12 protein-coding genes and 1 tRNA gene are annotated in these 14400 nt (G+C 38.0%); 8 read left to right on the forward strand and 5 right to left on the reverse strand.

The features are described from left to right. Nucleotides 1–58: 58 nt before the first annotated feature. Nucleotides 59–1603: a 2,3-bisphosphoglycerate-independent phosphoglycerate mutase gene (gene gpmI / locus MSBRM_RS17450; RefSeq protein WP_048156508.1), complete on the reverse strand. Its 1545-nt coding sequence runs from the start codon at nt 1601–1603 to the stop codon at nt 59–61. 246 nt (nt 1604–1849) lie between these two features. Between gpmI and MSBRM_RS17455 the strand changes: the two genes are divergently transcribed. Together MSBRM_RS17455 and MSBRM_RS17460 are read left to right on the forward strand one after the other, a co-directional pair. Beyond that, nucleotides 1850–2452, forward strand: coding sequence for an acetate uptake transporter (locus MSBRM_RS17455; RefSeq protein ID WP_048122284.1), 603 nt, complete (start codon nt 1850–1852; stop codon nt 2450–2452). Nucleotides 2453–3139: 687 nt separating this feature from the next. Next, a complete protein-coding gene (locus tag MSBRM_RS17460; protein ID WP_048122286.1) occupies nt 3140–4063 on the forward strand; it encodes a UbiA family prenyltransferase in 924 nt (307 codons plus the stop codon). Nucleotides 4064–4234: 171 nt separating this feature from the next. On the opposite strand, the gene MSBRM_RS17465 is transcribed toward MSBRM_RS17460, so the two are convergent. Next, nucleotides 4235–5020: a helix-turn-helix transcriptional regulator gene (locus tag MSBRM_RS17465; protein ID WP_048122287.1), complete on the reverse strand. Its 786-nt coding sequence runs from the start codon at nt 5018–5020 to the stop codon at nt 4235–4237. Nucleotides 5021–6534: 1514 nt separating this feature from the next. Between MSBRM_RS17465 and MSBRM_RS17470 the strand changes: the two genes are divergently transcribed. Continuing rightward, nucleotides 6535–6607: transfer RNA gene (locus tag MSBRM_RS17470), tRNA-Gln, on the forward strand. Between the two features lie 340 nt (nt 6608–6947). On the opposite strand, the gene MSBRM_RS21810 is transcribed toward MSBRM_RS17470, so the two are convergent. Further along, nucleotides 6948–7070: a hypothetical protein gene (locus MSBRM_RS21810; RefSeq protein WP_255361888.1), complete on the reverse strand. Its 123-nt coding sequence runs from the start codon at nt 7068–7070 to the stop codon at nt 6948–6950. Between MSBRM_RS21810 and MSBRM_RS17475 the strand changes: the two genes are divergently transcribed. Beyond that, on the forward strand, nt 7030–8562 hold the full coding sequence (locus tag MSBRM_RS17475) for a PAS domain-containing protein (RefSeq protein WP_255361890.1): 1533 nt from the start codon (nt 7030–7032) through the stop codon (nt 8560–8562). The genes MSBRM_RS21810 and MSBRM_RS17475 overlap by 41 nt on opposite strands. A 469-nt stretch (nt 8563–9031) precedes the next feature. On the opposite strand, the gene MSBRM_RS17480 is transcribed toward MSBRM_RS17475, so the two are convergent. Together MSBRM_RS17480 and MSBRM_RS17485 are read right to left on the reverse strand one after the other, a co-directional pair. Beyond that, entirely contained in the window at nt 9032–10303 is a 1272-nt protein-coding gene (locus MSBRM_RS17480) for an ABC transporter permease (RefSeq protein WP_230629025.1), read from the reverse strand. Further along, entirely contained in the window at nt 10296–11207 is a 912-nt protein-coding gene (locus MSBRM_RS17485; protein ID WP_048156514.1) for an ABC transporter ATP-binding protein, read from the reverse strand. Before MSBRM_RS17485 ends, MSBRM_RS17480 begins: the two co-directional genes overlap by 8 nt. 156 nt (nt 11208–11363) lie before the next feature. Here MSBRM_RS17485 and MSBRM_RS17490 point away from each other — a divergent pair, with 156 nt between their 5' ends. From MSBRM_RS17490 to MSBRM_RS17505, 4 genes are all read left to right on the forward strand, one after another. Further along, nucleotides 11364–12035, forward strand: a complete 672-nt coding sequence (locus tag MSBRM_RS17490; RefSeq protein WP_048156517.1) for a dihydrofolate reductase family protein — start codon at nt 11364–11366, stop codon at nt 12033–12035. A gap of 518 nt (nt 12036–12553) precedes the next feature. Further along, a complete protein-coding gene (locus tag MSBRM_RS17495) occupies nt 12554–13447 on the forward strand; it encodes a class I SAM-dependent methyltransferase (RefSeq protein ID WP_080943721.1) in 894 nt (297 codons plus the stop codon). Beyond that, the gene (locus tag MSBRM_RS17500) at nt 13432–13611 is read left to right on the forward strand and encodes a hypothetical protein (protein ID WP_048122292.1); all 180 of its coding nucleotides are present in this window, start codon (nt 13432–13434) and stop codon (nt 13609–13611) included. Before MSBRM_RS17495 ends, MSBRM_RS17500 begins: the two co-directional genes overlap by 16 nt. Then, nucleotides 13608–14393 (forward strand): helix-turn-helix transcriptional regulator, encoded by a 786-nt coding sequence (locus tag MSBRM_RS17505; RefSeq protein WP_048122293.1) that lies wholly within the window; start codon nt 13608–13610, stop codon nt 14391–14393. Before MSBRM_RS17500 ends, MSBRM_RS17505 begins: the two co-directional genes overlap by 4 nt. Nucleotides 14394–14400: the final 7 nt, after the last annotated feature.

A 14400-nucleotide genomic window follows, 5' to 3' on the forward strand; every position in this document is an offset into this window, starting at 1 on the left:
TTTTCAGATAATTTCTCCTTCTTAAATAATTTCAGATTATTTTTTTCTTTTTAAATTATTATTTTATAATAAGAGATTCTCCTGTCATCTCCTCAGGCTTTCGGATCTTGAGGAATTCCAGAAGGGTTGGTGCAAGATCACACAGTTTTCCGTTCTTAAGTCCTTTAACTTCATCGTTTCCGAAGTAAATGCACTTTACCGGATTTGAAGTATGTGCAGTATGTGGCTCTCCCGTTGTCGAATTTTCCATCTGTTCGGCATTTCCATGGTCTGCGGTTATAATTGCTACGCCTCCTACCTCTTTCAGACACGCGGCAATTTTGCCCACGCAGCTATCTACGGCTTCCACTGCCTTTACTGCAGCCTCAAAGATACCGGTATGCCCGACCATATCCATGTTTGCGAAGTTAAGGACAATCACATCATACTTTCCTGACCGAATCCTCCCTATCACTTTCTCCGTAACCTCATATGCACTCATTTCGGGCTTAAGGTCATAGGTAGCAATCTTTGGTGACGGGATGAGGCAGCGGTCTTCTCCCTCATAACATTTTTCCTGCCCTCCATTAAGGAAAAAGGTCACATGAGCATACTTTTCTGTTTCGGCAATCCGAAGCTGGGTCAGTCCCTGCTTGCTCAGTACTTCGCCAAGCACATTTTCAAGTTCTTCCGGTGGGAAAGCTATAGGCAAATCAAGGGTTTCATCGTACTGGGCCATACAGACATAGTAAACTTTCGGGTGTTTTTCTCTGGGAAAGTTCTCAAAGTCTTGATTTACAAAAGCCCAGGTAAGCTGCCGTGCTCTATCAGGCCTGAAATTAAAAAAGATTATAGAATCATTATCCTTTATGACTGCCTCAGGCTTTCCTTCTGAATCTGTGATTACAGTCGGTTTTACAAACTCATCAGTTTCTCCTCTATCATAAGCTTCAGAAACTGCAGTTTCTGCATCAGGAGTTTTGTAAGGCGCAACTCCCAGAGTCAGGGCATCATAGGCAAGTTTTGTTCTATCCCAACGTTTATCTCTGTCCATTGCATAATAGCGCCCTGATATAGTTGCGATTTTAGCATTTCCGTGCTCCTTACAAAAAGCATCAAGCTCCTTTATATCTTTGAGGGCGGCTTTAGGAGGCACGTCTCTGCCATCCAAAAAAGCATGTATATATACTTTTTTCAACCCTTCCTGCTGTGCGAGCTTGATAAGGGAATAAATATGGGTCATATAGCTATGAACGCCTCCGTAGGAGACAAGCCCCATGAGATGCAGGCTGGAATCGTTGGCTTTGGCATTTGAAATTGCACCCAAAAAAGCCGGATTCTTGAAGAAGTCACCTTTCCTTATGGAGAGATTTATTCGGGTTAGGTCCTGGTACACAATTCGCCCTGCCCCTATATTCAGGTGCCCGACTTCAGAGTTTCCCATCTGGCCTTCCGGAAGGCCTACAGCTTCCCCTGAGGCTTCTAAGAAACACCAGGGATATTCTTCTATCAGAGAGTCAAGATTTGGAGTTCTGGCTGCCAGGATAGCGTTTCCTTCTCTTGCTTCCCTGTAGCCCCAGCCATCAAGAATAATGAGCATAAGAGGTTTTTTTGCATGAGTCATATGAAGCAAATTCCACACTCGTTCATAAATAGCTTATTATGAAAATTTTTAACAACTCGTGGGGACTATTATATTATTTAGTTATATTGTATTGAAAATATAAATACTGTCCTTAATTATAAGTATTAACAATTACATATTTCCAAAATGTGAAAAACGGACCTTAAAAACAACTGAGTATCTTAATGTTATTTTTATTGGAAGTTTGGGTTAGATTTCCGGTAACGGGAAGGAGGATTTAATTTTATGAGTCAAAATATTAAAGACGTCATGAATATTCGTGATATAAAAATAACGGATTTATCCGCAAACCCTGCTCCTCTGGGTTTAATGGGCTTCGGAATGACAACTGTACTATTGAATATACACAATGCGGGTTTCTATCCGATGAATGCGATGATCCTTTCGATAGGTATCTTTTACGGTGGATTAGCTCAGGTCATTGCCGGACTCGAGGAATGGAAGAAAGGAAATACCTTTGGAGCCACTGCTTTTACCTCATTCGGGTTTTTCTGGCTTTCTCTGGTGGGGATTATCCTTATTCCTAAGTCTCCAGACTACGCAGGGCTGGCCACAGAGTCACTCCCATTTGCTGCATACCTATTCATGTGGGGAGTTTTCACCCTATTCATGTTCATAGGTACTCTCAAAGGCTCAAAGGCTCTCTCCGTTGTTTTCCTGACCCTTACAATCCTGTTCTTCTTGCTTGCAGCAGGAAATTATCTGGAAAGTGCCGGAATCCTGAAGATAGCCGGTTATGAAGGAATCCTTACAGGACTCTCTGCAATATACACAGCCCTTGGTCAGGTATTAAATGAAGCATATGGAAAGAAAATAGTTCCTTTATAATATTTGTAATCCTTTTTTTCTGGGCTTTACTGCCCTCTATTTTTAATGTTTAATCATTTCTGCTGATCAGAGCCTTCCGAAAAAGTTTTTATTCGATTTTATTCAAGCACATTTTAAATCATTTTCCAGAATTACATCGGTGCCGTTCAACATATTTATTTTGGCTCTTCGCTGTTTTGAGTGAGTAGTTTAACCCACTTTCCACAGTAAAATTTGATATTTTACAAGTTTCTTGATATCGATTTTAAATCAAACGTGGATTTATTGAACTTTTATGCAGAAGGAAAAATCGACTATGTGGTGTATTTAGAGAACAAAAAGATACCATTCAATTTTCACGAAATGCCCATAAGAGTTCAAATTAAAGGAATCTGTTTCAAAAAGCGTTATCAGGAAAAATATTGATTTTTAAAAAAACACCGCAAAATGTGAGTTTACCATCCATTTCTTACTATGGAAACCACGCGTTTAAACCTAAAAAATATTGTATTGTTTGGATGCCTTTCAGGATACACGCCAATATTTTTAAGGATAGCAAGAACATGATTCTCTTCTAAAATAATCGTTAGTTTACTCAGCTAGTGTTAGCTTATTTCTCTAAAACATAGACGATTCCTTATATCTTACAAACATTGTAAAATCTTATACTGAATAAATAATATTTAAAAGTGTTCCAATATTATTTTTATGAGCTCCAATGTATTTTTCGGAAGTTTTGAACGTTTTCTCAGGTACAGACGAAAGAATGCCCCAGAATATGGGAAAAAGAATGCCACACTAGAACTCTTAAAAAGTTCCATATTAGTTGCATTTTCAGGCGCATTAAGGATTCATATTGCCTTCCTCCTGCTTCAAATTCATTCAAGTATATTCACCTGTATTGCAGGAGGACTCGTAATTTACAGCGTATATACACTCGACAGGGCTCTTGGATCAGAAGAAGATATTATAAACCGGAAAGAGTTAAGTGGGTCAAGAAAAGAAATAGGACTTGCAGTCTCTATGATTACCTTCGTGATAGGAAGCTATGTACTGGCAAAAGAAGGAATGCTAGCACTTGCATTCTTACCTCTCATAACCGGCTTCCTTTATAGTAAAGGAATTAAAATAGGAAAATTCGCTTTAAAACTCAAAGGTGGACTTGGAGGCAAAAATTTTGTTGTAGGTCTCACCTGGGGGGCTTTCATTTCAGGGCTTGCAGGCAGCACCTGTAGGAGCATGCTCCCAATAATTTTAGTTTTCACTTTCTTTGGGGTTAAGCTCTTCATCAATTCTGCTATATATGACTTCAAAGATATCAAAGGAGATACTCTCGCAGGTATCAAAACCCTTCCTGTAAGCCTTGGGGCACAAAACACCCGTAATTTCCTTCTTGGATTGCACCTGCTCTCCCACCTGATTCTCGGTATTTCTATAATTAATGGAGTCCTTGCTTTTGAACCTATCATTATCCTCTATAGCTTTATATGTGGGCTGATCTGCATCCATAATTATACAAAAACTGATAACATAGAGTCTCGTTCCCGCAAGTTAGAAAGAACAATTCTTGTAGATGGAGAATCAACCTCAATTGTCGGACTGAGAACTATTGCAAGTGTCTTTTTAACATAAAGGGATTCAAAATGAAAATTTGTGTGGAAGTGGGAAAGCAGTGAAAAAACATAAAAATATATAGAAAATTTTACTTAGTTATTTGGAGATTTATCTGGAAAAAACCAAATTCTTCAATCCCGATTTACCTCTCCAGTTTTAAGGTTTCTTCCCAGAAACCTTCAACAAGTTTTATAGATTTTTTATTTCAATTGAATTATCTTTGTAATACTTAAAAAGATCTTCACCCCATTTGAGTGAAGAGGAGTCAAAACCTATCAGATCGTTTCTAGGATCAAAGGTTCCGTTTTTGAAAAAGAGCGAAAGGGATAGGAAACGATCTGTTACCACAAAGGCTACTTTTGCATTGTCGTATACATAAAGACCCGTGTGCTTGAATTTAAGGAATTCTTCAATCTGAACACTATGTTCACTTTTTATTTTAAAAAATACATTAGGTGTAAGAATTATTGAAATGGGAATATTCCTACGGGCTAAATCTAAAAACATCATGGGATGGCTTGGAAGGAAAATGGATGAAAAGCCCATGAAGTGGATAGAAGTCCTTACGTTCTCTATAAATGCTTTATGAGTATCGTAAATATGTTCCTGTTCATCTCTTACGACTCTACACTCTTTAAGTTCCTGAATTCTGTTTAACAATATATCAGGAATCGCAGCGAGGTCATGATCTTTCCAGAAAATTTCGTTTGCTTCTATAGCTGTCAGAGTATCCAGTAAGGGTCTGTAATGTATGGCTGAAACTTTTCCAATAGGTGTCAGCCGATACAGTCCCTCCTGCCTGACAATCAAATTTGAACCTTCCATTTCTTTAAGGCGAGGCAGGATTTCAGGTGACCTTACATCAAAGTAATCTTTAATTTCGGAAAGAGTTCTTGGATTCTCTTGAAGTAAAAATAGAATATCCTTCCTTTTTTCTGAAAAGGTGAGAATGCTTAAGAGTCCACTAGCTTTCACTTATATCAACCCACTATTTTATTACGTCTCGGGAGCTAATCGGGGATTAATGTCCAAAGTAGGATTTTTGCTTCTGGTTTACAATATATAAAATTTAAGTTCATACCCCTCTCATTTTTTAACCAGATTAAAGATTAGCAGTTCTATTAAGATATTATAGCATTGCTAGAATGTTATACGAATTCAATATATATTATCTTTTTCAAAAGTGTACAAGTTATTAATAATTTTTTTCTCCTATTCTATATTTTACGTATCAGTCTTCCTGAAACATTAAATGACTTTGTAAATAATGTTTTTTCTTTTTGAAATAAATTATGTATGTTAATGATATCCGATTATTCTACTAATATAGGCTCAGTATTGATTCTCCCTGAAAATAGGACAAGAATCATAATTAAAAAATTAATTTTCATTGTTAAGAAATAGAATAAATAATTTAAAAAAGTACGTAGGATTTGAATGAGAAGTGTACTCAATACAGGGATAAATAAATAAATAAATAAATAAATAAATAAATAAATAAATAAATAAATAAATAAATAAATAAATAAATAAATAAATAAATAAATAAATATTATCTGTATAATGACCCTTATACATCCCAATTTATTGGCATCATCAGTTAATCTCAATAGAAAGACAGTAAAATTTAACTATGTGTTTCAATAGACCTGACAGGTCTAACTATCTTGTAAAAACTATAAAATAGCAATCTACTGTCGATGAAGTGACAATGTTCTGCCAATAAAATAGCAATCTACTGTCGATGAAGTGACAATGTTCTGCCAATAAAATAGCAATCTACTGTCAAATTTGAAATCACCATTTTTCTTCGATAATCAAAAGCCAGCAGACATTTAAAAAATACACGACAACTAAATAAGAAGAAGCCCGAAAGCAATTCAATCCGTTTGCTGTATCCCCCAATACAACCGCTTTAAGAGTATGCCCCAATCTGACAATCCTGAAGCAAGAACCGCCAGCTCTCGGAAAATTCTGTTACAATACGTTACTTCACTATTCAATCATACCCTTTCTCTTCCAGCTCCACAATATAGTAATAAAATAAATTATTTTCATTGGTCATCGGTTAAGGAGTTTTCTTGCCTGAAAACTATTGATTTTGCATTAGAAGCCGGCCTTAAATTTTGGCCCATTTACATGAAATCGATACCCTATTCCAGCTCATAATTTATTAAAATATTTAGTAACTGTTGAGGAAATTGACGCAATTTTTCACGATTCCTCACTTAACCGACGACGCATGAAATTATTTTAAATTAATGATATGAAAAATGGCATGTTAGCGAAAAATAGTTTCATGGAAAAGATTTCAAAGCCAAAAAAGAACATTATAGAAAAATATAAAGCTATATAAAGTCTTAACAAGAAACTATTAAAAAGCAGAATAAAAAGGAAAGGAATATTTATGGAAAATTACATAAAATAGTCTCAATCTGGCACAAAAATTAAGTACAAGAATTAATCTATAAGTAAAAGCTTTAACATGCAGTCCTGTAGGGTAGTGGTCAATCCTTCGGGCCTTTGGAGCCCGGGACAGCGGTTCGAATCCGCTCAGGACTATAAAAATATTTTAGCTAGTTCTAATTAATACTACTATTTTTTTGTCTTATCCCGAAATAATTTTGGGATAAAACATATGTAAATTCGAGGAAAATTATAATTATATAAATTAAGAATAAAATAAAGTGTAATTGGCTCTTCGCCATTCCCTATGGATAAGATGATTTTCAATTCGAGACCACATTGGTTTTTATGAAGACATTGCGAAGATATCCACATAAAACAACGAAGAGCTGAATAAATATAACTACTAAAACTGTATAAAATGAGAAACAAAAGAGCATATAAAGGGTTCAGCTCTTAGTTTCTTCTTGCTGAAAACTCTTCGACCTTTTTACTTTTAAGAATTTTCAGGATCTCTGGGGGGTGAAAGAATTACTTCTTTAATATCTGAAGATGCAGGATCTGATGAACTTGAGTTTATAGCGGTCGCGGTACACTCTCTTGTTGGACTTCCAACCACTATCCGCAGCCTCAAACGAAAGGGACTTCGCCTGGAGAAAGGTAAAATCCTTGACAGAAATTATACAGGCCCTGTACTCGAAGAGGTGCTCAGGACCGGAAAGACCATACGTGGAGTGCCAAAGAAAGGCACGTATCTGGGCAGGAACGTGGTTGTTTCTCCCATATTCTCAGAGGACGGGAAGGTTATTGCGGTAATAGGAATTGTGGATTTACTTTCTGTCCTTGAGATGCAGGAAATAATCAGGACAGTAGTAAATAACAGTCCTGCAGTGGTATTTCTCTGGAAAAATGAAGAAAAATGGCCTTCTGAATTTGTTTCTGAAAATGTGGTTCAGTTTGGGTACACAGTGGAGGACTTCATTTCAGGCAGAGTCCTGTATGGAGATATTATCCATCCTGAGGACCTGAAGAGAGTTGAGGATTCGCTTAAAGAGCGCATCCGAAGAGGTGAAGTCGACTTCAATATAGAGTATAGAATCTTTACAAAAGTAGGGGACATCCGCTGGGTGAATGAAAGGACATTTATCCAGCGGAGTCCTGAAGGAGAAGTGACTCACTTTCAAGGGCTTGTACTGGACGTAACTGAGAGAAAAGAAAACGAAGAAGCTCTCAGGAAGTCTTTAGAGACTCAGAAACTTTTGAGAACTATAATCAATAACAGCCAGGCAGTGGCTTTTTTGTGGGAAAACAAAGAAAACCTGCCAACGGTGTACGTTTCAGAAAACGTAACTAAGTTCGGATATAGAGTAGAAGATTTTACGTCAGGAAAAGTCCCTTACAAAAGCATTATTCATAAAGATGATAGAGGCTCAGTTATTGAAACTCTCAAACGCAACATTGCAGAGAAAAAGGACTATTTCGACGTTGAATATAGAATTTTAACGGGAGATAGAAAAACGCTCTGGGTAGAAGAGAAAACCTTTATCCAAAGAGATGAGGAAGGAAAAGCAACTCATTTCCAGGGCCTTGTAGTTGATATTACTGAAAGAAAAGAAGCCCAGAAAATGCTTGAGATCCAGCGAGAACTCGGAAAGGAACTGAGTACTACCTGGAATCTCCAGACAATACTCTCCCGAGTTCTTGATTCCTGCCTTCAAATAAACGGACTCGATGCAGGGGTTATATACCTCAAGGACGAACTCCTGGATCAACTAAACCTGGTTGCATATAGGGAAACTTCCCCTGAGTTTAGAGAAAAAGCTTCCAGATATAAGGCAGATTCTCTGGAGGCACGGCAAATTTTGATTGGAAAGCCCATATACTCACTGGAATTCTACTCAGATACAACGGTTGACGCGATGAAGAAGGAAGGAATAAAATCCATTGCCATAATTCCACTCAACTATAGAGGAGAGATTGTGGGCAGCCTGAATTTCGCTTCCCATACGCTTGATAAGATTCCTTGGGATATCCGAAACTTCCTTGAGAGCATTGCTCTCCAGGTGGTAAACTATATCGCTCCAGTCTGCATTCAAGCAGAGCTCTCGTGAACACCCCTAAGCTTAAAGACTTAGGGGCTTCCTTGAGTCATCCCCCCAACCCAGTTTCCCATGTAAAGAATTACAACACTTGCATTAGCGCAGGAGATATTCAAGAATACCCAGGGCAAAGAACAAAATCGCCGTAGAAATCGAGAGACTGCTGGACTCACAGCAGAAGTAAAAAATAGTGGATAAAACAGCGGAGGATAGAAAAGGAAGACTGAAAAAAGGATCTATGCGTAGATTCAGGATTCACAAAACTTAGGCATTGAACAAAAGTTGAATTAAAATCAGTTAGGTGGTCCACAAGGTTTATTCTATGTCAATGAAGTTTATTACTGGATCAGTTTTGAAGCTGCCCGGTATTTCCCTTCATTTCACAGCTACTCCCTTATGAACCAATTTATACTATATGCCCAATATTATAAAATCGTGTCGATAAAACTATAGTTTATTTGATCAGTTATTATATTTGGCATTAGGCTCCTTTGTTCATCGATCTGGATTCCGTCCAGATATTCTTCCAGATTTCCTTTACTTTCGGTCTTTTCCCGTACATGAGCAGATAAGTCCTGAAAAGCCGGCTGGAAAGTAAGATCACAACATAAACCGAAATCAACAGAATGAAGATACTGGCAAGAATCTGATAAAGAGGCACAGACGTAGTTCCCATCCTGGCAAGCATGGCTACAGGCGAACTAATAGGAAAGAGAGAAAGAAAGACTGAAAATAAGCTGTCTGGGCTTGTAACGATCATTTGCATAAATATGAGTGGAAATGCGGCGACAAACGTAAAAATTCCTGCAATCTGCTGGCTCTCCTGAAGGGAACTGGTGACAGCCCCAATTCCTGCCATCACACTGGCAAAAAAGAGGAAACCAAATATGAAATAAATGACAGCAAGGAAGAGAGTGGTAGGTTCGATTTTTACAGTAAGGGCATACCCGCTCCCGAGCGTTATTACCACAAGCCAGATTAAAACCTGCAGAAGACCGACTGCGCCAAGGCCAAAGATCTTGCCTGTAAGGATTTCAAAAGGAGTTGCCGAAGACAGCAGGATTTCTATTATCCTGTTTTCTTTTTCTTCGGCAACTCCGCGAAGCAGAAAGCCGGATGATGAAAAAATGCTGAAGAAGAGGAAAAAAGCTGTAAGAAAAGGAAGACCAAAGCTGGCAAAGATATCATTAATACCCTGTTCAGAAGACTCTCCGCTCTCTCCCACATTATAGAACTTTATGTTAACCGGGTCTCGGACCCTGTTGAGAGTTAGCTCGTCCACTTTGTCCTTAAGGAGGGAAGTAATAACGATATTAGAGAGTCCAGCGGACAACCCAAAATTTTGCATAGATGCTTCTTTTTCAAAGCTATACAGTTCTATTGTTCCGGTTTTAAGAAAATCTTCATGAATAACAAGGTAGGAAGAAATCTGTCCTGCCTGTAAGGCTTGCCTTGCATCAGAAATGTCACTGTACATTACAAATTCTACAACTGAGGTTTTTACCTCTGAGGGCTCTAGAGAAAAACCTTCTCTATGTATTGATTCTGGGAATTCGAAAGAGCCAGTCATATCAATATAACCCACTCTCTGGCCTTCAGTTGGGCTAATGCCCGAAATAACTGCAGGGAGAACACTGATTCCTGCAAACAGGAATGGAAAGAAGAAGGTTATAAAAATAAATTCTTTACGCTTTATTGTTTTCAGGAACTCATGCCTTGCAACAATAAAGGTTTTTTTGGAAAAACTATTCATTGGAAGCACTCTCCAGAGTTTGAATAAAGATCTCATTCAGAGAAGGAAGCTTTTTTTCAAAACGTATGAGGTTTGCTTTCTGGACAAGCTCCTCAAGAAGGATCTGGACGCTTATTTCATCTTCAGGGAAAATTTCAACCGATTTTCCATGTTCTATTACTTTCTTTATGCCAGAAATTTCCCGAATTGTATTCAAATCCCCTTTTTCTGCAAATTCTACGATCAGAGAGTTTTTTCCATGCTCCCTCCTGATATCATCTACAGAGCCATAAAGTACTCTCTTGCCTTTGTTAAGCATAAGGATCCTATCACAAAGTGTCTGGGCCTGTTCCATCATATGGGTGGAAAGGATTATTGTTTTTCCTGCTGCCCTGAGTCCCAGGATTTTGGCCATAACTGTCTTCGTATTTACAGGGTCAAGCCCGGAAAAGGGTTCATCAAGGATTAAAAGTTCAGGTTCATGGATAATTGCGGAAAGGAACTGGATTTTCTGCTGCATTCCCTTGGAAAGTTCTTCAACTTTTTTGTTTTTATATTGCTCTAATTCTAGGGATTTGAGAAGGGACTCAGCGTTTAAATGAGCCTGTTTTTCTGGTACGCCTTTAAGCTGTGCAAGATAAACCAGCATATCAAGAAGTCTTGTTTTCTTATACAATCCCCGTTCTTCAGGAAGGTATCCAATTCTGTTTTTTGCAGCAGGGCTCAGGAAATCCCCAAAGACAAGTATTTCCCCAGAGTCCGGCCTGATAATATCAAGAAGAAGCCTTATAAGCGTTGTTTTTCCTGCCCCATTTGGCCCTAGAAGCCCGAAGATCTCGCCCTGCTTCACTGAAAACGAGATATCCTCGAGAATAGTCTTTTCTGAAAAAGACTTTGATACGCTTTCAAATTCTATAGTATGCATTAAAATTAAATACATTCCTATACAGATAACTTCTTTGATATATTATAGAAACTTTAAAGTAATTAAAAGCTGATTTGGCTTTTAAAAGTAATTTTTCAGTATTAAAAGGGTTAATGGGAGTTAAATAGGATAAGTAAGGAAAATCCAGGGGATAGTATGATACCAAAAGTAATAATTCACAACAGTATAAGTCTCGACGGCTCTACTACGGGCTTCGAAGCAAATATTGGAGTTCATTACAAAATCCTGAGCAGTTATCTGCCAGATGCCATGATAGTAGGCTCGAACACTGCAAAAACCGGAACCCAGTTCTTCTGCGAAAAAATTCCGCCTGAAGAGGAAGCGGACTTCAAGAAACCTGAAATTCAGCCTGATGATCCCAGGGCATACTGGCTGATTGCAGACTCAAAGGGAATCCTTGAAGGGTTAATGCACGTGTTCAGGCGTTCCGAGTTCAGCAAAGACGCTATCGTTCTGGTCTCACAAAAGACTCCTGAAGCTTATATAAATTACCTCAAAGAAAGAAATTATGATTTCATCCAGACTGGATCAGACCGTGTAAACATTAGACAGGCACTGAAAATTGCAAACGAAAGATATGGTTTTGAACTTGTAGTTTCAGATAGCGGGGGAGTTCTGAACAGCATATTACTCGAACATGGACTTGTCGAAGAAATCAGCCTAATCCTCACTCCTGAAATAGTAGGGAAGAATGGAACAAATCTTTTCAGGACCCTGGAAAAAAGTGGTACTCGGCTTGAACTTTTAAGAGACGAAATTGTGGAAAAACAATATGTACATCTGCTGTATCGGGTTTTGAAAAAATAAAAGAGCTGGAAATATAATTTTTAGTACAAAAAAAGCTAAAAATTCGATATTTAGTACAAATAAAGTTAGAAATACAATATTTAGTAAAAATTTTTCACTTAACAGACTTACAACCACCAGACCTCAGAGATTTCAAGACTGAAAAGTCTCGTAAATGGAGCTCAATTAGCTTTTGCAAAAATTCTGTTTCCCGATTTCGCCTTGGTAGGAGGAAACATAGTGACTACCCTAAAAATTATTTATACTAGGTAAAGTAAGAGAGAACACTATATAAATTAGCCCTTTTTGAGCTCTAATTGGAGTTGTTTTTTAGACCTAAACTCCGACTAATTATGGCATAAATATTACATATAGGCAGTGGAGTCGACAAAATCCTGCCTGTGGATATAAAAATCCCTGGAAACCCTCCCTCTCCGAAAGAAATCCTACGCGGGATATCTGCCCTGGTAAAAAATAAGGAAAATGAAAACTGATATAATTTGGAATACTAAATTATTTCAGAAACTGGCAGATTTGACATGCAGGCCAAGAGAGACATTCCACACAGAGAACTAAAACTTTCAGTTAAACAAGCTGAAGCTCTGGGATATTACGACTTTATGAGTTATCTGGAAGTACCTTATTATCATGTAGGTGGCCTTACCTCTACCAAAAAACTTGCTGAATTATGCAGGATTGACTCTAAGAAAAAAGTCCTGATGGTTGGATGTGGAAGCGGTTTTTCTGCCTGTTACCTTGCCAGAGAAATCGGCTGTGAGGTAGTAGGAATTGATATTGCAAAACTTTCGATTGAGAAAGCAAAGAAAAGAGCAAAAAGACAGGAAGTTTCAGACAAAGCAGAATTCATCGTCGGAGATGCTCATGCCCTGCCCTTTGAAGCAGGGACTTTCGATGCCGTGATAACAGAGTTTGTGTCCCAGTTTTTAGACAGGGAAATAGCTTTCAAAGAATTCGCAAGGGTTCTTAAGTCGGGGGCTTATGTGGGGATGAACGAAATGTATAGAGAAAAAGAGATTTCTGCCAAAGCCGCCAAAGAAATCGCTCAAGCCGAAAAAATAATTGGAGAAATAACAGGACTTCCGTTTTCCCTGTTGTTACCTGAAAAATGGAAAGAAGAACTTGAAAAAGCAGGATTGAAAGATGTTAATGTAAGAATGTGCAAACCTATCCGGTACCTTCAGGAAACAAAATACATGGTAGAAGCGATGGGGGGCACCTGGAGCTTTGTAGAGTACCTCATAGACACAATTTCGAAAATGCTGAAATACTACCTATTAAGTAAAAAGATCCGATACCGGTTCAAAAGGCTGGAAAAAAGCAAAAAAATTCTCCTCCGAAAAAAATCAACCTCAAAGTATGTGGGTTATGTATTAGCTACGGGAAAAAAGAAGGTTTTTTGGAAAAAAATATAAAGGATCAATTGAAAAGTAGCGCAATAATGTTGCGAGAAGCTCCTTCAAAGTTCTTCTGGAGGAAGAAAGAATTTTTTACTAACTCAGACTGCTTTCTGAAAAGAAATAAAGGAGGAATATCTCTTCTAGATATAAAACTTTCCCGGGGAGATGGAACAAAATGAAAACATCACTTATTGATCTGGCGTTTCTTTCAGAAAAAAGGAAGGATGTATTACTCCTGCTAGAAGAAGGGCCAAAGACTGGAGACGAAATAAAAACAGCCCTCAACGTCAACTCAACATCGATAATGCCCCAGATCAAAAAACTAAAAGAAGGACGCCTGATAGTACAAGACGATAAGAATACCTACAAGCTCTCGGAGATTGGAGAGATAGTAGTCGAAAAGATGGAGCCTTTACTGAACACCGTAAGGGTTTTTGAGGAAAATTACGATTACTGGACAAGCCATGACTTTACTGCAATTCCCGAATATCTCCTTAACAGGATTGATGAATTAGGGAACTATTTCATGCTTGAGCCCGACCTTAACCGGCTTTTTGAAATTCCTGAAGATTTCAGAAGCAACCTTCTGGAATCAAAACACGTCAAGATGTTTCTCTCATATTTCAACCCTCTTCACGTTGAAATGTACCTGGAACTTGCACAAAAAGAGGCTGAGATATGTCTTATCCTGACAGAACCCGTTTTTGACAGGATGAAAAAGGATTATTATGAGGATCTGAAGTTTCTTCTGGAATCGAAAAATGTTGAAATTTACACTTGTGAAAAAAGCGTAACACTGAAAGACGTAGTGACAGAGCGTTTCTGCTCGCTTGTGCTTTTCGACAAGAAGGGAAAGTTTGACCATCAACGCCTGATGAGTTTTGACGAGAGTGCACTGAAATGGTGCGAAGAACTCTTTTCATACTATAAAGACAGGTCCACACAACTGGAGAAACTATAACTACCTT

Source organism: Methanosarcina barkeri MS, from assembly GCF_000970025.1.
GTDB lineage: Archaea > Halobacteriota > Methanosarcinia > Methanosarcinales > Methanosarcinaceae > Methanosarcina > Methanosarcina barkeri.

Coding starts and splice junctions, on each gene's coding strand:
- MSBRM_RS17505 (WP_048122293.1), top strand. CDS start 13,608: ATGAAAACATCACTTATTGATCTGGCGTTTCTTTCAGAAAAAAGGAAG.
- MSBRM_RS17495 (WP_080943721.1), top strand. CDS start 12,554: ATGCAGGCCAAGAGAGACATTCCACACAGAGAACTAAAACTTTCAGTT.
- MSBRM_RS17480 (WP_230629025.1), bottom strand. CDS start 10,303: ATGAATAGTTTTTCCAAAAAAACCTTTATTGTTGCAAGGCATGAGTTC.
- MSBRM_RS17490 (WP_048156517.1), top strand. CDS start 11,364: ATGATACCAAAAGTAATAATTCACAACAGTATAAGTCTCGACGGCTCT.
- MSBRM_RS17460 (WP_048122286.1), top strand. CDS start 3,140: ATGAGCTCCAATGTATTTTTCGGAAGTTTTGAACGTTTTCTCAGGTAC.
- MSBRM_RS17485 (WP_048156514.1), bottom strand. CDS start 11,207: ATGCATACTATAGAATTTGAAAGCGTATCAAAGTCTTTTTCAGAAAAG.
- gpmI (WP_048156508.1), bottom strand. CDS start 1,603: ATGACTCATGCAAAAAAACCTCTTATGCTCATTATTCTTGATGGCTGG.
- MSBRM_RS17455 (WP_048122284.1), top strand. CDS start 1,850: ATGAGTCAAAATATTAAAGACGTCATGAATATTCGTGATATAAAAATA.